The sequence below is a fragment of the Halomonas sp. AOP13-D3-9 genome (assembly GCF_052379125.1).
Taxonomy (GTDB): Bacteria; Pseudomonadota; Gammaproteobacteria; order Pseudomonadales; family Halomonadaceae; genus Vreelandella.
This window is the reverse complement of record NZ_JBQSYH010000017.1, coordinates 1-24951: the sequence shown is the minus strand read 5'-3', so window position 1 is coordinate 24951 and position 24951 is coordinate 1. Positions and strand designations below refer to the sequence as shown.

The 24951-nt window shown below is 55.0% G+C and carries 23 protein-coding genes; 16 read left to right on the top strand and 7 right to left on the bottom strand.

The genetic code is table 11. The features are described 5' to 3' along the window. Positions 1-97 precede the first annotated feature (97 nt). The 6 genes from ACT3UM_RS18090 (at position 98) to ACT3UM_RS18065 (ending at position 6632) form a co-directional block, all read left to right on the top strand. Positions 98-1195, top strand: coding sequence for a transferrin-binding protein-like solute binding protein (locus ACT3UM_RS18090; protein ID WP_498901103.1), 1098 nt, complete (start codon positions 98-100; stop codon positions 1193-1195). Positions 1196-1296: 101 nt separating this feature from the next. Continuing rightward, complete coding sequence (locus tag ACT3UM_RS18085) at positions 1297-2619, top strand: surface lipoprotein assembly modifier (protein WP_498901101.1); 1323 nt, start codon at positions 1297-1299, stop codon at positions 2617-2619. Between the two features lie 99 nt (positions 2620-2718). Then, a complete protein-coding gene (locus ACT3UM_RS18080; protein ID WP_498901099.1) occupies positions 2719-3492 on the top strand; it encodes a pseudouridine synthase in 774 nt (257 codons plus the stop codon). A gap of 11 nt (positions 3493-3503) precedes the next feature. Next, complete coding sequence (tcdA, locus tag ACT3UM_RS18075) at positions 3504-4379, top strand: tRNA cyclic N6-threonylcarbamoyladenosine(37) synthase TcdA (RefSeq protein WP_498901097.1); 876 nt, start codon at positions 3504-3506, stop codon at positions 4377-4379. Further along, a complete protein-coding gene (locus ACT3UM_RS18070; RefSeq protein WP_498901095.1) occupies positions 4376-4594 on the top strand; it encodes a DUF1653 domain-containing protein in 219 nt (72 codons plus the stop codon). The genes tcdA and ACT3UM_RS18070 overlap by 4 nt, the downstream gene beginning before the upstream one ends. Positions 4595-4622: 28 nt before the next feature. Then, on the top strand, positions 4623-6632 hold the full coding sequence (locus ACT3UM_RS18065) for a RecQ family ATP-dependent DNA helicase (RefSeq protein WP_498901093.1): 2010 nt from the start codon (positions 4623-4625) through the stop codon (positions 6630-6632). A 9-nt stretch (positions 6633-6641) separates the two neighbouring features. On the opposite strand, the gene ACT3UM_RS18060 is transcribed toward ACT3UM_RS18065, so the two are convergent. From ACT3UM_RS18060 to ACT3UM_RS18035, 6 genes are read right to left on the bottom strand one after another with little or no spacing between them, the layout of a single operon-like run. Beyond that, a complete protein-coding gene (locus tag ACT3UM_RS18060; RefSeq protein WP_498901091.1) occupies positions 6642-8063 on the bottom strand; it encodes an FAD-dependent oxidoreductase in 1422 nt (473 codons plus the stop codon). Further along, positions 8063-8995 (bottom strand): polysaccharide deacetylase family protein, encoded by a 933-nt coding sequence (locus tag ACT3UM_RS18055; RefSeq protein ID WP_498901089.1) that lies wholly within the window; start codon positions 8993-8995, stop codon positions 8063-8065. Before ACT3UM_RS18055 ends, ACT3UM_RS18060 begins: the two co-directional genes overlap by 1 nt. Before the next feature lie 4 nt (positions 8996-8999). Further along, the gene (locus ACT3UM_RS18050) at positions 9000-9953 is read right to left on the bottom strand and encodes a polysaccharide deacetylase family protein (RefSeq protein WP_498901087.1); all 954 of its coding nucleotides are present in this window, start codon (positions 9951-9953) and stop codon (positions 9000-9002) included. Positions 9954-9981: 28 nt separating this feature from the next. After that, a complete protein-coding gene (locus tag ACT3UM_RS18045) occupies positions 9982-10647 on the bottom strand; it encodes an isochorismatase family protein (protein WP_035576614.1) in 666 nt (221 codons plus the stop codon). Between the two features lie 57 nt (positions 10648-10704). After that, entirely contained in the window at positions 10705-11610 is a 906-nt protein-coding gene (locus tag ACT3UM_RS18040; protein WP_498901085.1) for an isocitrate lyase/PEP mutase family protein, read from the bottom strand. Next, a complete protein-coding gene (locus ACT3UM_RS18035) occupies positions 11607-12017 on the bottom strand; it encodes a nuclear transport factor 2 family protein (protein WP_498901083.1) in 411 nt (136 codons plus the stop codon). The genes ACT3UM_RS18040 and ACT3UM_RS18035 overlap by 4 nt, the downstream gene beginning before the upstream one ends. A 227-nt stretch (positions 12018-12244) precedes the next feature. Between ACT3UM_RS18035 and ACT3UM_RS18030 the strand changes: the two genes are divergently transcribed. The 7 genes from ACT3UM_RS18030 (at position 12245) to ACT3UM_RS18000 (ending at position 18831) form a co-directional block, all read left to right on the top strand. Beyond that, entirely contained in the window at positions 12245-13051 is an 807-nt protein-coding gene (locus ACT3UM_RS18030) for a GntR family transcriptional regulator (RefSeq protein ID WP_035576617.1), read from the top strand. Positions 13052-13197: 146 nt separating this feature from the next. Further along, positions 13198-14637 carry a 3-isopropylmalate dehydratase large subunit gene (gene leuC, locus ACT3UM_RS18025; protein ID WP_498901080.1) on the top strand — a complete coding sequence of 480 codons (1440 nt, stop codon included), beginning with the start codon at positions 13198-13200 and terminating at the stop codon, positions 14635-14637. Next, the gene (gene leuD, locus ACT3UM_RS18020) at positions 14637-15275 is read left to right on the top strand and encodes a 3-isopropylmalate dehydratase small subunit (protein WP_498901078.1); all 639 of its coding nucleotides are present in this window, start codon (positions 14637-14639) and stop codon (positions 15273-15275) included. Before leuC ends, leuD begins: the two co-directional genes overlap by 1 nt. 112 nt (positions 15276-15387) lie before the next feature. After that, positions 15388-16386, top strand: coding sequence for a TRAP transporter substrate-binding protein DctP (gene dctP / locus ACT3UM_RS18015; RefSeq protein WP_035576620.1), 999 nt, complete (start codon positions 15388-15390; stop codon positions 16384-16386). 63 nt (positions 16387-16449) lie between these two features. Next, complete coding sequence (locus tag ACT3UM_RS18010; protein WP_035576621.1) at positions 16450-16956, top strand: TRAP transporter small permease; 507 nt, start codon at positions 16450-16452, stop codon at positions 16954-16956. Next, entirely contained in the window at positions 16956-18269 is a 1314-nt protein-coding gene (locus tag ACT3UM_RS18005; protein WP_498901075.1) for a TRAP transporter large permease, read from the top strand. The genes ACT3UM_RS18010 and ACT3UM_RS18005 overlap by 1 nt, the downstream gene beginning before the upstream one ends. Positions 18270-18387: 118 nt before the next feature. Beyond that, complete coding sequence (locus ACT3UM_RS18000; RefSeq protein WP_498901073.1) at positions 18388-18831, top strand: ion channel; 444 nt, start codon at positions 18388-18390, stop codon at positions 18829-18831. 9 nt (positions 18832-18840) lie between these two features. On the opposite strand, the gene zigA is transcribed toward ACT3UM_RS18000, so the two are convergent. Further along, entirely contained in the window at positions 18841-20067 is a 1227-nt protein-coding gene (gene zigA / locus ACT3UM_RS17995) for a zinc metallochaperone GTPase ZigA (protein ID WP_498901071.1), read from the bottom strand. 316 nt (positions 20068-20383) lie between these two features. Here zigA and ACT3UM_RS17990 point away from each other — a divergent pair, with 316 nt between their 5' ends. From ACT3UM_RS17990 to ACT3UM_RS17980, 3 genes are all read left to right on the top strand, one after another. After that, positions 20384-23128 (top strand): type I restriction-modification system subunit M, encoded by a 2745-nt coding sequence (locus tag ACT3UM_RS17990; RefSeq protein WP_498901069.1) that lies wholly within the window; start codon positions 20384-20386, stop codon positions 23126-23128. Continuing rightward, positions 23121-24446, top strand: coding sequence for a restriction endonuclease subunit S (locus tag ACT3UM_RS17985; RefSeq protein ID WP_498901067.1), 1326 nt, complete (start codon positions 23121-23123; stop codon positions 24444-24446). Before ACT3UM_RS17990 ends, ACT3UM_RS17985 begins: the two co-directional genes overlap by 8 nt. A 116-nt stretch (positions 24447-24562) precedes the next feature. Further along, positions 24563-24951, top strand: a 389-nt coding sequence (locus tag ACT3UM_RS17980) for a macro domain-containing protein (RefSeq protein ID WP_498901065.1), incomplete at its 3' end; no start/stop codon positions are given.

Genomic DNA, 24951 nt, shown 5'->3' with positions numbered 1-24951 from the left:
GTTGATTGCTTTTTAAGAAAGTAATCAAGTAAGACATTTCTTAATAAGCAATAAATTCGAGCCTGAAGCTAAATCGTATAAGCAAGGGGAAACCAATATGAAACTTATTGATAATAAAGGCTCGGTATTTAAAATCTCACTTCTGGTGCTGTCCATTATTGCCGTAGCCGGTTGTTCAAGTAGCGGCAGCTCCAGCAAGCCCATAGATCAAAGTGATAGTGATCCAGAACAGGCAGATGGAGGTGGTTCGGGCTCAGGTGATAGCAGTGGTGATTCGGGCTCAGATGGTGGCGGCACTGGCTCAGATAGCGGGGATGCAGGCCCAGGTGACGGTGGGGCTAATTCTGGGCAGGACTTCACCTACAAGACCATCAATCCTGTCGAAGCCATACCTGTTGGGGAAGTGTTCCACCTAGACAGCGTTAGCATAAACGCAACCCCTTCTAGCAGTGGTATCGCTATCAACCAGCAGCCTGTGCTAGATCACGCAGCAATGATCGAAGTCCTGCCTAATGATTCAGGTGGTCAGTCAAGAATCCGTTTGAACGCGCCAATCGCCGGCGTCGAAAACAGAGACTTTACGGAAGATGACCTGCCTTATGACTTTTTTAACGGTGAAGAGAATGACGTTAAGCTGCGTTCTATGGAGGGTAATTCGCAGCAGTTTCTTGATGGCTCCCTAAACTACGCGGTTTTCGGCGAATGGTTGATTCGTAACAGCGGTGGTGACTCTGACGCTAGTTTCTTTGCTAGTGGGTATGACACTCACTCTATGGATATGCCAACGACGGGTTCGGCCGAGTACAGCGGGGCAACGAGTGGCACTGTGATTATCGATAATGGTTTGGCCCGAGATTTGGTTGGTCAGGCGAATCTCAGTGTGAACTTCGCAGATAAAACTTTGAACGGCAGTTTGACCAATATGAATGCCATAGAGCGTGATACTGACGCTGCTGACCTGCCCTGGAATGATATCAATCTCGCCGGGGGGCTTGATGATAGCGGCAACCGTTTTGCGGGTATAACCGAAGTGATATCGTCACCCGGCAATGCTGCAAGTTTGAGCACTGAGTCGGAAGGTGAGCTGCGTGGCCGTTTCTACGGCCCAGAGGCAGCAGAAGCAGCCGGCGTTTGGTCAGTGAAAGACCCCAATGGAAGCGCTGCATACGGCTCCTTTGGCGTTAAGAAAAACTAATCAGAAACGCTAGCCATACTGCCCCTTCCGTTCGGATGGGGCTTTTTTACAATTAGATAACGGCGCATTTGTCTGTTCCTCATCCGAATAAGGACTTATTCATGTCTGTTTGCCGCTTTATCGCCACCGTTATGGTTTGCTGGTGTTTTATTGGTTCCTCTTCTGCTGATTCTCCTGTGCGCAATAACGACACCAATCGCGAAATTCCTTTAGCCGCCGTGGCCGCCACACGCCTTATGGAGCAGGGCGAAAATGCGCAGGCCAAGGCAATTCTGCTTGAAGCGCGCGAACACTTTGCCAATAACGACGATATTGCCTTTCTGCTTGGTATGTTGGCCATGGGAGAGGAAGACTATGAAAGTGCAAGTGACTATTTCCGCGAGATATTGGTACGCGACCCGCAGGCGGTGCGCGTTCGCCTGGAACTGGGGCGGGCGCTATTCGAGAGCGGCGACTACCGTGATGCAGGTCGTCAGTTCCGTTTTGCGCACAGTGGTAACCTGCCTGCGATAGTTAACGCCAATATTGATAGCTACCTTGCTGCTATCAAGCACCTCCAGACACTCAACTGGGATATATCAGTGGCGCTTGCCCCAGATACCAACATCAATGCTGCGCCCAGTGTTGAAGAGATCAGTATTTTTGGTCTGCCCTTTCAACTTTCCGAAGATGCTCAGAGCCAAACGGGGGTTGGCATGCTGTTAAACACCAGCGCGGAGTGGACGCCCCATATCGGGGAGCGCACGAGGCTGCGGTTAGGAGGAAATCTGTATCGCACCGACTACAGCGGTGGTGACTTTGACGATACTTTGGCCAATGTGCACATCGGGCCCAAATTTCAGCTTGGTGATTTGGAGCTAAGCACGCTGTTGACCGGCTTTCACCGCTGGTATGGTAATGAACCCTACAACCATGGTACCGGCATTCGTCAGGAGCTGACTTACTATCCGTCATCTCGCACGCGTCTGCATACTTCTCTGGAGCACCAGTGGGTTCGACATGACGAAGCCAGCAGTCTGGATGGCTCTCGAACCAGTTGGCTAGGCAGTTGGCAATTCGCTCTTTCACCCTCTAGTGGCGTCATGGGGCTCCTGGGTGTTTCTAGAGAATCGACCGAACTCGATATGCTCAGTAATACCGTCTACCGGGGCGGTCTCGGGTACTACCGGGAATTGTTCGGCGGATTGACTGCCCTGATACAACCTGAATATCTTCATGCTCGCTATGATGACGTGACGCCTGCTTTTGGCGTGGAGCGGCGCGACGACCTATGGCGAGCACGTTTGCGGCTGACCAATCGTCGCTGGGTATTTAAAGGGTTTTCACCAGAGCTGACGCTGATTCGCTCATCCAGGAGTAGCAATATAGACATCTATAGCTATGATCGGGATCAGATACAGCTAGGCATATCAAAGTTGTATTGAGTCTTTGCTCTCGCACTCCCGTATTGACCGGGTGACATCTCGCTGCCCAGCCGCGACAATAGTGACCTGTTTTGTCACCAGCTTTTACCTGGGAGCGCTATGACGCCACTCAATATCCTTTATCAGGATGAGCATCTAGTTGCAGTGCACAAGCCGTCAGGGCTTTTGGTGCACCGCTCGGCGTTGGCGCGTGGCGAAACCGAGTTTCTACTTCAGCGCCTACGCGACCAGATCGGCAAGCGGGTCTACCCTGTTCATCGGCTGGATCGACCCACATCCGGCGTGATGGTGTTTGCCCTCTCTTCAACAGTAGCAGGCCTACTCAGCGACGCCTTTAGCGAGCGTCAGGTGGAGAAGCGCTACCTGGCGGTGGTGCGTGGTAAAGCGCCGGAAAGCGAACGATTGGACTACCCGCTGCGGGAGGAGGATGGCACGCGACCCAAGGCGGAAATGCCCGCTATGCCAGCGATGACCGATATTCGCCGCCTGGATAGCGTCGAGCTGCCGGTACAAGTAGATCGCTATTCCGTGGCACGTTATTCGCTGGTGGAGGCGCGGCCGCTAACCGGGCGGCGCCACCAGATTCGCCGCCACCTCTCCCGGCGGGGGTATCCGATTATTGGCGATGCCAAGCACGGTAAAAGTGTCCACAACCGCTTTTTTGCCGAACAGCTGGGGGCGCCACGGTTACTGTTGGCGGCCACCTATTTGGCCTTTAACCATCCGCTGCTCGACAAGCGTGTACAATTAAGCTGTGCCTTGGATGACACCATGGTCGCGCTGTTTAATCACCTTGGCTGGGCGGGGCATCTACCGCTGGATAGTCTGCGCACGCCACCCCACGCCAAGCCTTCAGCCCTTCAAGTGCTATGAGTGAGTCTGCAATGTCCTCAACTGTGTCATCGAACGAGCCACCTCCTGTCGCTGCAGGCTCGGCTTCCACTGACTATGACTTTCGCTTTGGTGGGATTCGTCGCCTTTATGGGCAGCGTGCAGCCGAGGCGTTCCGTCACGCTCACGTGGTAGTGGTTGGGGTTGGTGGCGTAGGAAGCTGGGCGGTGGAGGCACTTGCACGCTCGGGCATTGGCAAGCTAACGCTGATTGATCTTGATGACGTGTGCGTTTCCAACGTCAATCGCCAGCTCCACGCGCTGGATGGCACCATTGGTCAGCCCAAGGTGGAGGTGCTGGCTGAGCGCTGCCGTTTGATTGCCCCGGAGATGGAGATTATCGCCGATAGCGCTTTTGTTACGCCCACGAATTTGGGCGATCGGATTCCCGATGATGCCGATCACGTGGTGGATGCTATCGATAGCGTCATCGCCAAGGCCGCGCTAATTGCCTGGTGCAAGCGGCGTAAAATACCCATTACCGTCACCGGCGCGGCGGGCGGGCAGACCGATCCCACGCGTATTCAAGTCGCTGATTTGACGCGCACTGAGCACGACCCGCTGTTATCCAAGGTGCGTTCGCGGCTGCGTCGGGATTACGGCTTCTCCCGCAACCCCAAGCGGCGCTTCTCGGTGGAGTGCGTCTACTCCGACGAGCAGTTGATCTATCCCAGCGCTGATGGCGAGGTATGTCTGCAAAAGCCCGGCAGCGGCGACGCCACGCGCTTGGACTGCGCCTCTGGCTTCGGTGCCGCCACATTTCTGACCGGCACCTTTGGTTTCGTCGCCGCCTCAAAAGTGCTGGAACGCTTGGCCAAAAAAGCCAACCAGCCAACTGCCGTAAACGCCATTCAAGAGGAAACCGAATGACCGCGCCCGTTCCCGGTATTTATCGCCACTACAAAGGCAGCCTCTACGAAGTGCTCGGCGCCGCCCAGCACAGCGAAAGCGAAGAGCATGTAGTGGTTTATCGCGCCCTTTATGGCGACTACGGCCTATGGGTGCGCCCGCTTGAGATGTTTACGGAAACCGTGACCAAAGAGGGCCACACCCAGCCGCGCTTTGCGCTGGAGAAGGCGTTTTAAGCCGAGTTTCGTTAACCAAGGAGGGCTTATGTCACCCAGATCCCCGCAGCAAACGCTTAAAGACGTTTTCGGTTTTGACGACTTCCGTGGTGGCCAGCAGGCGGTGGTGTCCCGGGTGTTGGCGGGGCACTCCACTGCGGCGATTTTTGCCACCGGCGCGGGGAAGTCGCTTTGCTATCAGCTTCCGGCGCTGCATCTGCCGCACTTGACCCTGGTAGTGTCTCCTCTGCTGGCGCTAATGCAGGATCAGCTCGCGTTTCTAACCCGCCACGGTGTGTCGGCGGCCAGCATTGACTCCACCCAAGACCGCGAAACGACACGTGATGTCATGGAGCGCGCCAAAAGCGGCGAGCTGAAAATCCTGATGATCTCGGTGGAGCGGCTTAAGAACGAGCGCTTCCGCCACTTTCTGCGCCAGGTGAAGATATCGCTACTGGTGGTCGATGAAGCTCACTGTCTCTCTGAGTGGGGGCATAACTTTCGCCCCGACTATTTGAAGCTGCCGGACTACCAGCGGGACTTTGCCATTCCCCAGGTGCTGCTGCTTACCGCTACCGCGACACCCACGGTGATTACCGATATGGGCGAGAAATTTGCCATCGCTCACGATGACGTGATCACCACTGGCTTTTATCGTTCCAATCTTGAGCTGCTGGTGGCACCCGCCATGGAGGACCGCCAGCAGCAGCTGATCAACTGGCTGAAGCCGCAGATGCAGCCGGGCTTTGAGGCGCCGACGATAATTTACGTCACCCTGCAACAAACCGCTGAGCAGGTGGCAAAAGCGCTGGCGGCCCAGGGTATTGCGGCCCAGGCCTACCATGCGGGGTTAGATTCAAGCCGCCGCGATGAGATCCAGCGCCAATTTATGGGCGGCGAATCGCCCTGCATTGTGGCCACCATTGCTTTTGGGATGGGCATCGATAAGGGCGATATTCGCAACGTGGTACACTTTGATCTGCCCAAATCCATCGAGAACTACAGCCAGGAGATTGGCCGGGCGGGGCGTGATGGCAAGCCTTCTACCTGCCTGACCATGGCCGGTCGCGATGGCCTGCGGGTGCTGGAAAACTTCGTTTACGGCGACACCCCCGAGTACGCGGGCATCTATCGCCTATTGGAAGAGATCGCTGCGGCAGGCCAAGCGCCGGATCGTCAGTGGGAAGTGCTGCTCAATACGCTTTCCCGGGATACCAATATCCGCCCGCTGCCGCTGAAAACACTACTGGTTCGGCTGGAGATGCATGGCATCATCGCCCCGCGCTTTGCGTTTCTCGCCGAATATCGGCTGCGCTACCACATCGAACCAGAGGCCCTGGTGGGACGCTTTCAAGGCGAGCGGGCGGCCTTTGTGCGATTGCTGGTCGACAATATTCCCATTGCCCGTACCTGGGGAACGGTGGATTTTGAGCGCCTGCACAGTGCGGGGCAGACCCAGCAGATTGACGCCTCTCGCGCCCGCGTGATTACCGCACTGGAGTACTTTCAGGACAAAGGCTGGCTGACCCTGGAAGGCAAGCGCATGACCGATGTGTATGAAGTGTGTCAGCCGGAGTTCGCCATTGAAGCATTGGCAAGGCAGCTATATGACGACTGCCTCAATCGCGAACGTATCGAAATTGAGCGGCTGCAATCGATGCTGGCGCTGTTTGAATCGGAGAGTTGCCTAACGCGGCGGCTGGCCATGCACTTTGGTGACAGTACCTTTGGCGATAACACTTTTGACGCACCACCTGAGAGCGAGCAGGGCCGCTGTGGCCACTGCTCGGTATGTTACGGCCATCCGGTAAAACTACCGGATGCGCCTCCACCGCCTGAATTAACGGCTGCTGATTTTCAGCGCTATGCAACGCCATTAATTGAGTGCCACACCAAACAGTTCGGCCAGCCACCCAATGCACAGCGGCTGGCGCACTTCCTGTGCGGCTTAACCATGCCGATTTTTACCCCGCTCAAAGCCCGCAGCCTTAACGGCTTCGCGGTCTTTGAGCAGCGTGCCTATCCCGAGGTGCGTCAATGGGCGGAGGCAATGTTGTAGCAAGTAGGCCTAGGGCAATACTGCTGAACTGAGCTTCAAATGAAGCAGCTCAGCGGCGCTTCTGCCCGCTACAGCGCCCAGTGCCACCGCGCTAAGCAGCCCGTTGCCGGAGAGGTAGCCGCTGTCGTTGGAACCTGAAACACCGCGCGCAGCGCCCCCTGCCGCGAACAGGTTAGGCAGCGCCTGGCCTTGGGTATTAAGCACTCGCGCGGTGCGATTCACCTCTAAACCGCCCTGGGTATGAAACAGCGCACCGGTCACGCGAATGGCGTAATAGGGTGGTTTGAGCAGGTTGGCGGGTTCAAAGCTGCGGCCAAAGGTATCTTCCGTTTGCTGCTCGGCATGCTGCTGCATCGCTTTGAAGGTGGCTTGCAGCGCTGTTAGCGGCAGGTTTAAGCCCGTTGCCATCTCTTCAAGGTTAGCAAAGCTGCGTGCCGCGCCGCTCTGCTGGGCATTGCGGTAATCCTCAAACGCCTGTGCGGATTCATGGATGCGGGCGTCATAAAGATTCCAGGCAATTTTCTCTGGCTGGGCCAAGACTTTGGCCGCTTGCTCTGAATAGCCGCCGTGCTCATTGGAGAAGCGCTCGCCGTTGATGTTGACCTGAATACCACCTTGCATCATCAGCGCCCAGCTAATCAAAATCTGATGGGGCGTCGCCAGCGAGCCGTGCCCCTGGCAGGCGCCCAAATCTTTGGTGCTCGCGCCCATGGCCTGACCCCACAACAGTGCATCGCCCTGGTTGCCTTCATGGCCGTAGTAGAGGGCGTGCTTGAGTGTGGGTAGATAGCGCTCCACCAGCTCCACGTTACCGCCATAGCCGTTGCAGGCCAGAATCAGCGCGTCGCAGCCGATGCTTTCGCGACTACCGTCCGGGCGCTCAAGCGTTATGCCGCGCACTCGCTGAGCGTCATCAACGTATAAATCCACCACTCGCGCCTGGGTCAAAATATCGATACCCGCCGCCTCAACAGCGTTAAGCAGCGCTCCCATTAGCTCTTCGCCGGTGCGCCGTGGCGTGGCATGCATGCGCAGATGGCGGTGGCCGGGGTAGAGAAAGCCTTCTACCAGCTCAAAGGGCACGCCGTGCTGATCCGCCAGCCACTCGATGGTTTGGCCTGATTGCGTGGCGAGCAGTTCGACAATCGCCGGATCCGCCTCATAGCCGTTTTTCTTCTGGATATCCTCTGCCATAGCGTCGGCAGAGTCGGTAACGCCCAACTCACCCTGAAAACGCGTATTGGCGGCGGGAATAAAGCCCGACGACATCGCCGTACTGCCCCGGGGTAAGGCATCGCGCTCTAGCACGGCAAGCTCAACGCCCGCTTCCTGGGCGGCTAGCGCCGCGACCAAACCGCAGGCGCCCGCACCAATAATTAGCAGCGGCAGGTGGGCATCAAAACTATCGTGGGTATAGGCAAGTATCGCCATTACGCCTGCTCCGCTGCATGGTGGAAGGCATCCAAAACCTTACCCGCTGGCGCTTGCCATACCTCAGGGTGGCCACTGATATGGGCCAACACTTCTTCCAAGCAAGCAATGCGGTGGGGCTGGCCCACCAGCCAGGGGTGCAGGTTCAGGGCAAACAGGCGACCACCTTGTTCGCGGGACTCTTTCAGCAGAAAATCGAAAGCATCCTTTACCTGGGTTACCCAAGAATCTTCCGAATGCAGGTTCTGGCTCATCACAAACTGATCTTCAATTTCGGTGGCCAGCGGCATCATGGTCAGGCCGCCTGTTTTGGTTTCACACGAATATGGCATATCGTCGTTCACCCAGTCGGCACAGTACTCAATGCCGTTCTCTGCCAGCAGGTCGAGGGTATTGAAACTCTGGTGCTTGGCCGGGCTTAGCCAGCCACGAACGGGTTGGCCGGTGACGCGCCGCAGGGTCTCGACGGAGCGCTTGACCAGCTCGGCCTCCTCTTCAATCGGCTGGCCGCCGTAGTGTAGATGATCCATATTCCAGCCGTGGGCGATAAATTCACCGCCATGCTCTTTCAAGCGCTGCACCAAGTAGGGCGTCTGCTCCGCTAACTGCGCATTGATTGCAAAGGTGGGCGTGATGTTGTGCGCCGCCAGCGCTTTGAGCACGCGATAGATCCCCACCCGGTTGCCGTAATCCCGCAGCGAGAAGTGGCGCAGATCCGGGTAGGGCATGGTCATGCCGTTGGGCACTTTAAACGGCTTGCCGCGCTGGTTAAGTGGGTAGAACTGCAGCGAGATATTGATCCACACCGCCAGGGTTTTGCCCTCGGGCCAGGTGACCGGTGGGCGTTCACTTAGCATCGACCACGCATAGCGCTCATGGTCGTAGCCGTGGCGGCGTAAAGGGTAGTCGAGATAGTCGTCGTTAAGCGCCATAGCGTTACCCCTGTTTACTGGCGGTGGCGGCCTGGGCCGCGATGCTTTCGAGGGCGGCATCGTAATAGTTGGCCAAGTAGTAGTCGGCAATCTCGCGGCCGGTGGCGACCCATACATCCGGATGGCCGGTAATGTACTCAAGTGCCTCTTCAAACGCCTTGATCCGGTGCGGACAGCTCACTTGGTAATTATGAGTAGGGATGCACATGACGGTGCCGGACTCGGCGCCCTCTTGATATAGGCGGTCAAAGTGGCGCTTGAGCATGGTGGTGTACTGGCGCGGCTCTACCTTGTTTACTGCGTAGACGATGGTGTCGTTCATCTCCAGCGAGTAGGGCATGGAGATAAACCGCTTGCCGGAGCGAACGCTGACCGGCGTTGGCTGGTCGTCGTGGAACAGATCGCAGGTGTAAAGCCCGCCTTTGTCGCCGAAAAGCTCTTCTCCCACTTCTGCAAACAGATCCAGGGTGCGCTCTGAGTGAGAGAGTGCCGGGGCTAGATAGCCAGCGCAGGCCTGGCCAGTATGACGGTGTATGGTTTTCATGCTGTCGCGGATCATCGCCCGCTCTTGATCTTCGCTAAGGCCGTAGGTGTAGCGGGTGTTGTAGATGCCGTGGCTGAAAAACTCCCAGTCGCGCTCTTTGCACATCTGGATGATTTCCGGGTGATGCTCGCAAAGTGCCACGGAAAGCGACACCGAGCCGCGAATGCCGTACTTATCCAGCAGGGCCATCTGGCGCTGGTGGCCAACCCGGTTACCGTAGTCGCGAATGCTGTAGCCGGGCACCGAAGGGTGCGGATGCGGCCAAGGGTTACGCTGCGGGTTCAGCGGCGGGTCGAGTTCGTAATACTCGATATTGGGTGCGACCCAGAAGGCCACCTTGGCGCCTCCTGGCCACTCGATTTTAGGGCGTTGGTCGTAGGCCCAGTAGTCGTAAACGCCTAGTGACTCTTTCATAACCGGCTCCTTTGAAACTTGGCAGGCCTTAGGCGTTGCCATTCAGCCATTCGAGTACATTGGCAACCGGCAGAACGTCGGCATACTTGAGATGCAGGTCGGTCAGGTTGGCGTAGTGGTAGCTTTCGTGTTTATCCGCTACGCACTCCATGGGCACGATGGTGCGGTAGCCCCGGGACAGGCTCTCCACGGCGGTAGCGCGAATGCAGCCAGAGGTTGAGCCGCCGGTAATGATCACCGTATCGACCTGATGCCACACTAAAAGCGATTGCAGCGGGGTTTCAAAAAACGCAGAGGGCATGCGCTTGGTGTAGATCACATCTCGGCTGTGATCGATTTCACAGCGCTCGTCGAACTCGGCGCGCTCAGAGCCATACTTAATGTTTTGCAGCGAATCAGGCGTATCGGTGCGCGTACCCCAAACACCCGCATCTTCTGCGGAGTCTAGAAATGCCACATGGGTCCAGACCACAGGCCAGCCTTTCTCCCGAAAACCGCGGGCCAGTTGGTTGGTGTACTCCAACTGTTTAGGGTCGGTTTCGTAAGCGGTGTTAAAGAGATCGGTACGGGTATAGGCCTTTTGCGGATCGACATTCACCAGCACCGCTTTGTTGCCAAAACCAAATGGCACCCGCTGGGGGTTGGCCATAACATCGTTAAAAATCTCTTTCGCCGTTTTATCGGTGGTCTGCATCGTCGTCTCCTGAATTTGCTTATTTATAAATCATCGGCACACGTTGAGAAGCGAGCGTTAGCGATTGTCGTACTGCTCGCCAAGCTCCAGCATCGCCTGGGTGCCTAGGTAGTCGTTAAGTTGTTTGAAATCAAGCATCTGGTCGCGAAAGGCGTCGGTGGTGCCGTCCTGCTTCAGGGTGGCAAAGAAGCGACTGGCCATATGGGTAATCGCCCGTACCAGCGCGCCGGGGAAAATCACCAGCGAGAAGCCAAGGTCTTCCAGGGCCTGGGCGTTCTGCAGCGGCGTGTCGCCCCCTTCGACCATATTGGCCATAATCGGCACCTTGCCTTTGAACTGGGTCATGATCTTGCTGATATCTTCGTCGCTACGGATACCTTCGATAAACAGCATATCCACGCCAGCTTCATAATAGGCCTGGGCGCGCTCAATGGCGCTGTCGGTGCCTTCCACGCCCAGCGCATCGGTGCGGCCAATAATAAGCGTGCTGTCATTTTCTCGGGCGTCCAGTGCGGCGTGCAATTTACCGACCATTTCGCTTTTGGAGACCAGGGTTTTACCGCGCAGGTGGCCGCAGCGCTTCGGGTAGGTTTGGTCTTCAAGCTGAATAGCGTTGGCGCCAGCGCGTTCCAACAGGCGCACGCTACGCATCACGTTCATGGCGTTGCCAAAACCGGTGTCGCAATCCACCACCACCGAAAGATGCGTGCGTTCGCGAATATGCGACATGGCAGTGCAAATTTCGGTAATGCTGAGCAGGCCAATATCCGGCCGCCCCAGTTGGGTGTAAGCCAGACTGGCGCCGGAAAGATAGACCGTATCGAAGCCCGCCTGCTCGGCAAGAGACGCGCCTAGGGCGTCAAACACGCCGGGGGCGACCACGATGGATGCGTCTTGCAACTGCTGTTTAAGTTGGGTGGGCTGGTGTGAAGATTGTGGTGACAACATTGTTTGGCGTGTCATAGCAGTCTCGTCATTGTTTGAGTAAGCGCCAAGTCATTCCAGACATCCTGGCGGGTAATTAGGCCTTCGGTTAGTTCAAATCGATCAATAAAGCGCACCCCCGTTGACGTCGTGCCATCTAGCCACTTCACCGTCAGTTCGCCATGGCAAATCACGACGCAGTGGGTCGCATAGTCGCATTGATCAACGGCGTGAAAGGTTTTGCTAACGCTGCTATAGCGATTTCGCGCCCACTCCACGACCTCACTTAGCCGCTGCATTGACGGGGCGCCAGGGAATTGCATAACGACATCGTCTGCGAGATAGCGCTCGGCGTTGACTAGGTCGCGGGCTTCCATAGCGCTTAGGAAAGCGCGCACCTGCTCGGTACCATTGATTTCTCCGCTACGACTTTCCGCGTTAAACATTGGCGATTCTCGTGCCTCTCGTTGCTTATCTGAAACCCTCATCTGAAACCCAGTTGTCAGCGATACTTAACCGTGCTGGTTCTGTAATAATGGCTTTCAAGTGTCAGCGATTGTGTTAACAGTTGACTATTGATATGTATTATATGTAATACATTTTTATGTCTATTATTATCCCTACGTCAAGCCTGACATGACATTTTTGAACAATATCCTGAAGAGAGGCGTGGATGAGCGAGGCACAACCCTCTGCGGTGGGCGGTACCAAATCACACCGTATCTACCTGCTGTTGAAAGACGCTATTTTGAGTGGTCGGCTGCCCGCGGGCAGTAAATTGGCAGGCGAAAACAAGCTGGCGGAGCAGCATGGCGTATCGCGGGTAACCGTCCGACGTGCCATGGAGGCGCTGCAGGCGACTGGATTGGTAGAGCGTAAGGCAGGCGTGGGTACGTTGGTGCTGGAACAGCCGTTGGACGCTACGGTGATGACTGCAAGCGTGTCCAACCTGATGCCTAACATGGTCAAAATGAGCCAGGCTTCTCAAGTGCGGCTGCTGGAATTTGCCTATGTGCTGCCGCCGGACATGATCCGCGAGCAGTTGGGTATGGCCCAGGGGGGCAAGGTTCAGCGCTCGGTGCGGGTGCGTATGGTCGACGATAAGCCGTTTTCATACCTGGTGACCCACGTACCTGAATCGATCGCCCTGCACTACAACGAGATGGATTTAGCCAATACGCCGCTGTTTGTGCTGTTGGAGCGCAGCGGTGTGAAAGTCGACCACGCTTCCCAGTCGATTTCCGCTACCTTGGCCAGCCATGAGGTGGCCGAGGCGCTGAATGTCGCTGTGGGTTCGCCGCTGATTTCACTCACCCGCGTGGTGTTTGATGAGCAGGGGCGTGGCGTGGAGCACTTGGATGCGCTTTACCGTCCGGATCGTTATCGCTTCCAGATTGACCTAGAGCGAAACGGCGACGATAACTCACGCTATTGGGAGCCAAAAGTGGGTGGAATGCCCACCAGCAGCAAGGCTGAGTGATGGGATGAGATTGTTTTTTAATGTATTAAATTTAATACAGATAAAAAATTACAAAAAATACATTTGACCTGTGTTGTGAAACTGCGCTAGTTGTATTGGGGTGGTGACGATAAGACCAACGAAGGCTGAGGCAACGAGCGACGACAATGAGTACCCCTACAACGCTATTTGACAAAGTTTGGCGCGCCCACGAGGTTCACCGCAGTGAAAGTGGTCAGAGCCTGCTGTGGATTGACCGTCACTTTGTTCACGAAGGCTCCTTTCATGCGTTCAATAAGCTGGGTGAGCGCCAACTGCCCGTTGCTCGGCCCGATTTAACCTTCGGCATTGCTGACCACTACGTACCGACGCTAGCCCGCGATTTAGCCGGCGTTGCCGATCCCAAGGTGCGTTCGATGATTGAACAGCTGTCGCAAAATACCCACCAACATGGGGTGACGCTGTTTGGCTTGGATGACCCACGCCAGGGCATTGTGCATGTGCTAGGCCCCGAGCAGGGGCTTACCCAGCCGGGCATGGTGATGGTGTGCGGCGATAGCCACACCGCCACCCATGGCGCCTTTGGCAGCATTGCCTTTGGTATTGGTGCCTCGGAAGTGGCCCACGTACTGGCCACCCAAACCCTGTGGCAAAGCAAACCCAAGGTGATGCGGATTACCGTCGAGGGTCAACTCGCGGAGGGCATCACCGCCAAAGATATTGCGCTGACCTGGATTGCGCGCCTGGGCGCCGACGGTGCTCGCGGCTATGCCATTGAGTACGCTGGCGAGGCGATCCGCTCGCTCTCCATGGAAGCGCGGCTTACGCTGTGCAACCTCTCCATTGAGGGCGGTGGTCGCTGCGGCATGATTGCCCCAGACCAAACCACCTTCGACTATTTGCGCGAGCGCCCCTGGAGCCCTAAAGGGAAGGCTTTCGACCAAGCCTGCGCTTACTGGTCCACGCTCTACAGCGACCCAGGCGCCAGCTTTGATCTTGAGGTGACGCTGCACGCCGATGAGATTGCGCCGACAGTGACCTGGGGTGTCTCGCCGGAAGAAGCGTTGCCGATCGACCGGGCGGTGCCTGATCCTGATCAATTGAGCGATCCGGCGAAAGCGCGCCAAGCCCGGGATAGCTTGTCCTATATGGGGCTAACGGCGGGGCAAAAGCTCACCGATATCACCATTGACCGGGTGTTTATTGGCTCCTGCACCAACGCCCGCATTGAAGATTTGCGCGCCGCTGCGGCTGTCCTGGCAGGCCACAAAAGCCGCGTGCCCGGCATGGTCTCGCCAGGCTCAACCCTGGTGAAAACCCAGGCCGAAGCCGAAGGGTTAGACCGTATCTTTATTGATGCCGGGCTTGAGTGGCGCCACTCCGGTTGCTCCATGTGCGTGGGTATGAACGGTGATTTAGTCGCCAGCGGTGAGCGCTGTGCGTCCACCACCAACCGCAACTTTAAAGGCCGCCAGGGACCAGGGGCGCGCACCCATTTGATGTCGCCTGCGATGGTGGCTGCCGCGGCGGTCAATGGGCGGTTAGCCGATGTACGTTCTTTACCTGCTGGCAGTGATTCATTCTTCCAGACTTCAGGAGCGCACTAATGCAACCCATTACCGTACTAGACACTCTCGGCGTTGCCCTTGCTGCAGCTAACGTGGACACCGACCAGCTAATTCCTGCGCGCTTTATGAAAGAGCCACGCAGTGTGGGCTACGGTCAATTTCTACTTTACGACGTTCGTCACGATGAGCAGGGCACGCCGGATACAAATTTTATTCTTCATCGCCCCAGAGCAGCAGATGCCGAAGTGATGGTTAGCCGCCGTAACTTTGGCGCTGGTTCCTCACGGGAAGCAGCCGTCTATGCGCTAGTCGATTACGGCTTTCGCTGCGTAGTGGCACCGAGCTTCGGCGATATTTTTGCCTCTAACGCCGTCAATAACGGCTTATTGCCTGCAGTGGTGGAAGAGGATGACGCCGAGCGTTTGCTGGCAGCCCTTGGTGATACACCGGCGGCCATTTACGTTGATTTGGAGCAGCAGTTAATTCGTGTTGCCGAAGTAGAGGCTAGCTTTTCTATTAGCCCCGTATGGCGTACCAAACTGCTCAACGGCTGGGATGATATCGATATGACTCGCCAGCATGCTGACACTATTACCTGTTTTGCAGATATGTACGCCAAGCAGTTTCCCTGGACGGCGGCGCAGTCTCCAGAATCCACCATTATCAGTAAAGGGTAGCGGCACCTAGTGTTACTCAAATAGTAGATCACCATAAAAACAGCACGCACGCTTGCATCAATGGTTCAAAAACACCCAATAACGTAATTCCCTTTGTGCAGGAGACTAACCGATGAAAAAAGTAACGCTAACGATGGGCGTGTTGACAGCCCTGGCATCTACTCAGGCGCTGGCGCTGGATGAAATCACCGCCGTGCATGCGTTTCCTCCCTCGCTGATCTATACCCAGAGCTTTTTAGAGTTCGTCGATAAGGTCAACGAGCGCGGTGAAGGTGTGGTGCAAATTAACGTGCGCGGCGGCCCTGAAGTGATTGGCCTTTCCGAGCAGCCCGACGCAGTGCGCAACGGCGTGGTCGATATGGCCTACACCGCCGCGAGCTTCTACGCGGGCACCGTGCCAGAGCGCGATGCCATGGTTGCCTCGAACACCAACGCTATTTTCGCCCGTGAAAATGGCGGCATCGATCTGCTCAATGAAATTCATCAGGAGAAAATGGGCACCTACTACTTGGGCTGGTTCGACAGTGGGGTCAGCTACAACTTCTACACCATTGATGAGCCCACCATTGATGACGAAGGTAATCTAAACGTTTCGGGCCTACGCCTACGCAGTAACCCGGTGTATGACGCCTTCTTCCAGGACTACCTGGGCGCGCAGCCAATCAGCCTGCCGACCACCGATGTTTATGCGGCCCTGGAGCGAGGCGTAGTGAACGCGACCGGCTGGACGCAAATTGGCCTGAAAGACCTCAATTGGGATCGTTTCCTTAACTACCGGGTTGACCCTGCCTTCTTCTCTACCGATATGGGGGTGATTGTTAACCTGGATAAATGGAACCAGCTAAGCGAAGAGTCGCAACAAATTCTTCAGGAAGTCGCCATTGAGCATGAGCGCGACAGCGCCGAACAACTGGCTGAATTAGCCAAAGAGCAGCAAGCCGAGCTTGAGGCTGATGGCATGCAGGTCATCACCCTGGAAGGCGAAGCAGCACAGCGCTTCTCAGACGCTGCCCGGGATGCCACCTGGGAGCGTATGCGCGGCCAGATGGAGCGCCACCCCATGGGGCTTGAGCATTACGATACGCTGATCGAAAAATTCAACGATCTATAGAAACGTAGGGGCGCCGAGCGATTGAGCGCCCTATTTGTGTGGCTTATTTTCTAGGGTTTTTTTATGCGCTACGCACAACGCGGCTATCTGCTGCTGCTCAACGGCATGGCACTGCTGGCCGCCATCATGCTGGTCTGGCTGATGGTGGCCGTGGTGCTTTCGGTGGTGATTCGTAACTTAGGCCTTCAGCCTTCTGCGTGGTTTTTCCTCTCCACCGAATACGCCATGTTCTACCTCACCTTACTCGGAGCTCCCTGGCTGGTGCGCCAAAAAGGGCATGTGCATATCGAGCTGCTGACCTCGGTGTTGCCACCTGCAGCGCTGAATATCCTCAGCCGTGGGGTGTCGCTGCTCTGTGTCGTGGTGTGCGGCGTGCTGGCGTGGAAGGGGCTTGATCTGGTGCTGCTCAATATTGAGCGCACTGACTATGACGTGCGGGCTTTCTTTGTGCCGAAATGGATACTAACCATCGTCTTCCCCATCAGCTTTTCCCTGATGGCGATCGAATTTGGCCGCTTTGTGGTGGGCCATGAAATTCTTCACAGCGGCGAAGCGGGGATTAAAGAATAATGGAATGGTACTTTGCGCTCGCTTTCCTGCTCTCGCTGATTCTCCTGTTCATGGCCATTGGTACCCCCATTGCGTTGGCGTTTTTGGCCGCCAACGTGATTGGCGCCTGGCACTTTATGGGGGGCCAAACCGGCATCTTACAGATGCTCAACAACGGTTTCGGCGCGCTTTCCAGCTTTAACTTGGTGCCCATTCCGCTGTTCCTGTTGATGGGCGAACTGTTTTTTCGCACCGGGCTGGGCATGAAAATGTTCAACGCTGTGGATCAGCTAATGGGCAAGGTGCCGGGGCGTTTATCTTACGTCACAGTGGTGGGGGGGACGGCGTTCTCAACGCTAAGTGGCTCCTCCATGGGCTCTACGGCATTAATGGGTTCGCTACTGGTGCCGGAAATGGAGCGCCGGGGCTATAAAAAGAAAATGGCGATTGGCCCGATTCTGGGCACTGGGGGCCTGGCGATTATTATTCCGCCCTCCGCGCTGGCAGTGTTACTAGCAACCTTGGCGAAAGTGGATATTGGCGCACTGCTTATCGCCGGTATTCTGCCAGGGCTAACGCTGGCGGGGTTCTATATCGCGACCATCTTTATTCAGACCAAGCTGGATCCTTTGGCCGCCCCGAATTATGAGCTTGAGCCGGTGCCGCTGAGCGCGAAGCTCAAACTGATCGTGACCGATATTCTACCCATGCTCAGCGTGATGGTGATTATCGTCACACTAATGCTGATTGGGTTTGCCACGCCGTCAGAGGCTGCAGCCTTTGGTGCGCTAGGCGTGATTATCCTGGCGTTTATTTTCCGCTGCATGACCTGGGAAGCGTTTAAGCTTTCGGTCACCGGGGCACTGAAAGTCACGCTGATGGCCTACCTGATCGTGTTTGGCTCGGCTACCTTCAGTCAGTTGCTCGGCTTCTCTGGCGCTTCGGGTGGCTTGATCGGCTGGGCAACCAGTTTTGATCTGTCGCCGATTCTGATGCTCCTGGCGATGTTCGCAGTGCTGCTGGTGTTGGGCACCTTTATGGAGCAGATCTCTATCATGATGCTGACCGTGCCGATCTTTTTCCCACTCGCCCAGGCGCTGGGGTTTGATTTGGTGTGGTTCGGCATCGTTGTTCTGCTTGCGCTTGAAATCAGTTTCTCAACGCCGCCCTTGGGTCTGTTGTTGTTTGTCATGAAAGGGGTCGCACCGGCAGGTACTACCATGAGAGAAATATACTCGGCAGCGATTCCCTACATTCTCTGTTCTATGCTGCTGGTAGCAGTGCTGATCGTTTTTCCAAGTTTAGCGACTTGGTTGCCCAGCATGTTGCAGTAATTAACCAGTAAATGTCGTGAATAACCTCCCAGGCTAACATTAGCCTGGGAGGTTTTTTTATTTCCAGATCCTTGACTACGCTTAAGCTCTTTCAAGGACATCAACGCAGGGAGCCGCAATGTTAAGCGGAAGTGGAGCCGCCATTCTCATTACGGCGATAGCGGTACTGGCCAGTGTGGTGGTGCATTTTGAAGTGGCCATTCGGGTGAGCCGCAAACTTGAGTACTGGCCGTTAACGTTAAGGCGGCGTTTTTTAGTCCTAATGTTCTCGTTGTTTGGAGCGCATGTGGCCGAAATTTGTCTGTTTGCTCTCGCGTTGCTGGGTCTTCAATATCTACCTGAAACGGGGCAGCTCTCGGGCAGCGAAGCGGTGACGCTGTGGGATTATGCCTATGTGTCGGCAACAAGCTATACCACCCTCGGTTTTGGTGACCTAACACCCGAGGGTGGTATCCGCCTGCTTCTCAGCGCCGAAGGCCTGATCGGGTTTATGCTGATTACCTGGTCGGCGTCGCTTACCTTCCTACAAATGCAGCAGCACTGGGCAGTGGGGGCTGAGTAGCCAGCTAGGTTACTCCCAGGCAGGGAAGGGATCGGGCAGCTGTTTCCACGCCTCTATGCCTTCCACAAGCTCGTCTTCGCTCACAAGACAGGCGTCCAACGCTACGTGCATCCGCGGTTGATCCAGGTTCTGGCCGATAAAGACCAGTTCCTGGCGCATATCACCGAACGGCTCCTGCCACTTCTCCATAATAAACTGACGCGTTTCGGGGTCGGTTGGCCAACGCTCTTCGGGAATCGCCTTCCAGAATACCCCGGCGGGGCCGTGGTGGGCGATACCCCCTGCCTGGCTCCACTGACCAGCGGCCTGTGGGCGAGTAGCCAGCCAGAAGAAGCCCTTCGAGCGTAATAAGCCTTTTCCGAACCACTCCTGGTTGAGCAAGTCGTGGAATTTCTGCGGATGGAAGGGACGACGGGCATGATAAGCAAAGCTGGCAATCCCGTACTCTTCGGTTTCTGGTACATGCTCGCCGCGCATCTCTTTTAGCCAGCCCGGTGCCAACTGGGCACGCTCGAAATTGAACCTGCCGGTATCCAGCACTTTATCGAGCGGCACGCCGCCTTGAGTGATCGGTACCAGCTCCGCGTCGGGGTTCAGCGAGTGTAGAATCGCCTTCAGCGCTGCTAACTCTTTCTCACTGATCAGGTCAGTCTTGCTGATCAACAGCACATCGCAAAACTCGATTTGATCAACCAGCAGGTCGGCGACGTTGCGCTCGTCGTCTTCGCCTAAACTTTCGCCCGCTTCAGCGAGGCTTTGCGCTTCGCGGTACTGTTCAAGAAAGTTGGCGCCATCGACGACGGTGACCAGCGTATCCAGCCGCGCTACGTGGGAAAGGCTCTGGCCGCTTTCATCTTCAAAGGTAAACGTTTCCGCTACAGGCAGCGGCTCGGAAATCCCAGTGGATTCAATCACCAGATAATCGAACTTTCCTTCCCGGGCCAGTTGGCTGACCTCTTCCAGCAAGTCTTCGCGCAATGTGCAGCAGATGCAGCCGTTACTCATCTCTACCAAGCGCTCTTCAGAGCGATTCAGAGCAACATCGCCATCCAGCGTCGACTCACCAGGGCCGCCCCGCACCAGTGCACCGTCAATATTCACCTCGCTCATATCGTTAACGATCACCGCCACCCGGCGACCTTCACGGTTGGCAAGAATATGATTGAGTACGGTGGTTTTACCGGCACCCAGAAAACCCGAGAGCACCGTCACGGGTAGGGGAGTAAATGCGGTCATTGCTAGGTCACCTCTAAATGGGTTTATGTTATGTGATAATATAACAATAAAGAGATGGGTTTAGAATAGCCGAGTGTTAGTTCATGTGAGGCTGCTAAACAGCGAGTAAAACACTGAACAGCTTCATGCAGGTTATCGTGGATGCGTGATTTATTAGCAATAGAGAGGTTTTAGGTGGTTTATTTTTTTAAATAAAACAATGGCTTGAAAGATTTTTGAGAGTTTTGCCGATCTGGCTGAGAGTCCCGTATAATCGTCCTCATATAGCGGGAAAGGGTGGTTGCACATTCCGCGCACACTGGAACTGTAGGACTCAATGAATCAAAAACTGACGCTTCCCCACCTAGAAAGCTTGCTGATGCGCGCCTGTGACGACTTGCGCGGCAGCATGGATGCCAGCGAATACAAAGAGTACATTTTCGGCATGCTGTTTTTGAAGCGTGCCAGTGACTTGTTTGATGAACGCAGAGAGGCACTGCGTCAGCAATTTACTGCCCAAGGCATGACTCAGGAGGATATCGCCACAGAGCTGGAAGACGCTGACCACTATTCAGGGAAATATTTCTACGTGCCGCGGCGGGCCCGCTGGAATGAACCTTGGCAAGAGGCGGTCATCGAGGATGGGCATACAAAACTCATTCAGCGCCCTGCGCTTAAACACGTAAAAGAAAATGTTGGCTCTGCGCTGAACAAGGCCTTAGGCGCGATTGAAGAGGCCAATCCGGACGCCCTTCAGGATGTGCTTAGCGGCATCAATTTCAACCGTAAAATCGGCCAGCGCACGCTGGATGACGATACGCTTGCCGACTTTGTACAAAATTTCGAGAAGATCCCTCTACGCGACGAGGATTTTGAATTCCCCGATTTGCTTGGTGCTGCCTATGAATGGCTGATCAAATACTTTGCCGATTCTGCAGGTAAAAAGGCAGGCGAGTTCTACACCCCGTGGGAGGTCGTGCGGCTATGTGCTGAGGTTTGCGATCCAGAAGAAGGCATGAGCGTCTATGACCCCACAGTAGGATCTGGCGGCATGCTGATTCAAATGCGCGACTTCCTGCGCGAAAAAGGCGGTGATGCTCGTGAGCTGGCCCTTTACGGTCAAGAAAAGATCGGCACCACTTGGTCTATCTGTAAGATGAACATGCTGCTGCACGGCATTTCCCATGCCGATATTCGCCAGGAAGATACCATTCGTGAGCCCCAGCACTTTGACGAGACAAACGAACTTAAACGGTTTGACCGGGTGGTCGCTAACCCACCCTTTAGCCAGAACTACCTCAAAAAAGACCTGAAATCCCCAGGACGCTTTCCGGTAATGATGCCGGAGAAAGGCAAAAAAGCGGATCTGATGTTTGTGCAGCATATGCTAGCCGTGCTTAAGCACGATGGCCGAATGGCCACGGTAATGCCGCACGGCGTACTATTTCGCGGCGGTGAAGAGCGCGAAGCGCGCAAGTATTTTATCGAGCAAGGGTATTTGGAAGCCATCATTGGCCTGCCGGGCAACCTGTTCTATGGCACGGGGATTCCTGCCTGTATTCTGGTGTTGAACAAGGCCGGAGCCGATAAGCGCCGTAGCGATCAAGGCAGTGTCCTGTTTATCAATGCTGACCGGGAGTACCGCGAAGGTAAGGCCCAGAACCATCTGCGCCCGGAAGATATCGACAAAATCATCTATGCCTATCGCCAGGGGCAAGCGATTCCCAGCTATGCTCGTCCGGTACCCATTACTGAGCTACAGAACGAAGATTTCAACTGCAATATCCGCCGCTACGTGGACAACGCGCCACCACCCGAGCCTCATGATGTACGCGCCCATCTACACGGTGGCGTGCCGGTGCGAGAAATCGACAGCCTGGATCACTACTGGCAGAACTACCAAAACCTCAAAGCCGCGCTATTTGTCGCGCGTGACGCCAATTACATGGATTTCGCCCCGGCGCTAGCGGATAAGCGCGAGATTGCCGGATTGATTAACCAACACCCCGGTGTGGCGGTTGCTAATCAAACTGTCATGGGCGTGCTGGAAGCGTGGTGGGATGACAACTTGCCGGTAGTGGAAGCCTTGGCACCCGATGCCGAAAACCAGCAGGCTCGCCCCCGCAATGTTTACGTGATGCGTAGCCAGTTACTGCAAGGTATCGAAATCGCCCTGGCCGATAACGGCTTGCTTACCCCGTTTCAGGTGCGTGGCGCCTTTGCGACCTATATAGATAGCCTCAAAGCAGATTTTAAATCCATCGCCGCCAGCGGGTGGGGGCCGGAACTGATACCCGACGACGAAATTCTGCAAAGCCAATTCCCCGATGTGCTGGAAGAGCAAGAGCAGGCCCAGGCGCGCCTGGCCGAACTACAAGCGCTGTTTGCCGCTGCTGACGAGGAAGAGTTCGGAGATAGTGACGATAGCGGCGTGTTGCCCAGCGATGAGGTCAAAACTAAAAAAGACGAGCTCAAAGCGTTCAACTCTGAATGGAAAGCCCACCTTAAAATCATCAAAAGCCTAGCCAACAACCTGTTCATCGAACTTAAAAATGCTGACCTGCTGCCCGCAGGCAGTAAAAAAGCTTTTTACACCAGCGAGGGACTGACCAACAAAGCGCCCGAATTTAGCAACGGGCTGCGCATCGTCGGGCTGGCTGAGCAGCAAGGCTACGGCAGTGAGTGGATTATCCCACTGCGTGAAGCAGTGAGCCAAGGCCAGCGGGCATGGGAAAGCGCCCAACGTGCTGAGGCTAGCCTGAGCCGCCACAAAGCACTGGAAGATGAAGCCAAAACGCTGAAAAAAACGCTGAAGACCATCGAGCAAAAACGCGATGAGCTGGTTGCCAGTGCACGCAAGAAAATCTCGGTTAACGAGGCTCGCACGGTGATTATTGAGCGTTTGAGAACCCGCCTACTGGCTATCTACAGTGGCTACCTGCGCAGCGAGCAACGCGCTTGCATAAAAGCCATCGAAAACCTATGGGCCAAATACGCCGTCACCGCCCGCCAGATCGAGTTCGAACGAGATCAAGCATCGCAGCAGTTGCAGGAATTCCTGGTGGAGTTGGGGTATGAGTGATTTGGCAACGATTCCGCTTGGCAATTTAGCGAGCCTGCGGCGTGGGATAACTTATACTGAGTCAGCTCTTCGAGACAATCCTGAAGATGGCATACCGTATGTAAACATGAAATCCTTCCTCAAGAATGGTGGGTTTAATAGTAATGGGCTTAAATATTATTCAGGATTCTTTACTGACCAAGATCTAGTGGGTGAAAGTGACATTTTGATTGCCAATACAGATGTCACAAGAGAAGGAGACATTATTGGGGTTCCAGCTCTTTTTTTAGAGAACGTAAACAGCGATAAAATTCTTTACTCTCACCACGTAACGCGACTTAGATTGGATGTTGTGCAGAGCGTGCGCTATTTGTTCTACTTATTTTGTACGGACAGATATCGTCGAGAAATGAAAAAATATGCTCGGGGCACAACTGTTTTAATGCTAGACATGAAAGGTTTGCAGCGTATCCCTGTTACCTATCACGTTAATATCGCTCAACAAGATAAAATAGCTCGCATTCTACAAACCATCGACCAAGCCATCGAAAAAACCGAAGCCCTGATCGGCAAGTCCCAGCAGATCAAAGCTGGACTGATGCACGATTTGTTTACTCGCGGCATTGGCCCTGAAGGAAAACTACGCCCGCCACGTGAGCAGGCTCCTGAGTTGTACAAGGAAAGCCCTATTGGGTGGATTCCGAAGGAGTGGGTATTTGATACTTGTGAAGATGTTTGTGAAAAAGTTATTGACTGCAAAAATCGAACGCCACCCATAACACCCGATGGCCATCCAGTTATCCGCACCCCTAATGTTAGATACGGGCAGTTCGTTGACGATGGACTTGTTTACACAGATACTCGTTCTTATTCAGTTTGGACAGCCAGAGGAGCTCCTCAGCCGGGTGATATCGTAATTACGCGTGAAGCACCAGTTGGTGAAGTATGCAAAATTCCCGAGCGCCATCAATATGCATGCCTTGGTCAGAGAATGATGCTGTATCGCGTTGATCGAGAAAAAATTTCAGATGACTTTTTTCTTTATGTTCTTCAGTCGAGAGCTGTGCAGGCCCGTTTGGACTTAATATCTGGCGGTTCAACGGTCGGCCATGTCAGGGTCGGTGATATAAGAACTCTTTGGATTTTTTACCCGGAATCTAGAGACGAACAGTTGCAAATTGCTCAAGCGTTAAACCATATATGCTCAAAGCTTGATACTGAAGCCTCATTTTTAGAAGCACTCCAAAAACAAAAAACCGGCCTAATGCATGACCTGCTTACCGGCAAAGTACCAGTGCAGGTTGAGTCGGAAGCCAAGCCTGAGGCGGTCAATGCCTAATCATGACCCGAATCTTAACGTCGACAGAGCCTTGATATGACGGATCACCCATCGCCAGAATCTGCCCTGGATTCTGGCGGGCTGTTTACTCACTTAGTATATCAAAGGCGTTAGCTATGATTTCCTACACCACTGGCAACCTACTTGAATCTGATGTTGAAGCCCTGGTGAACACCGTTAATACGGTGGGCGTGATGGGTAAAGGCATCGCGCTGATGTTCAAGAAGCGCTTTCCAGTCAATTACACCGCTTATGTACACGCTTGCAAAGAGGGGCGAGTACAAACTGGCCGTATGTTTGTGACCGAAACCGGAGAATTGGTGAATCCGCGTTGGGTCGTCAACTTTCCCACGAAGCAGCACTGGCGCGATAAATCTCAAATGCAGTGGGTTATCGACGGCCTAGCAGACCTGCGTAGTTTTATAAAAGAGTACAGGGTTGGCTCTATCGCCATTCCTGCACTGGGCGCCGGTAATGGTGGTTTGGAGTGGATTCAGGTAAAGCC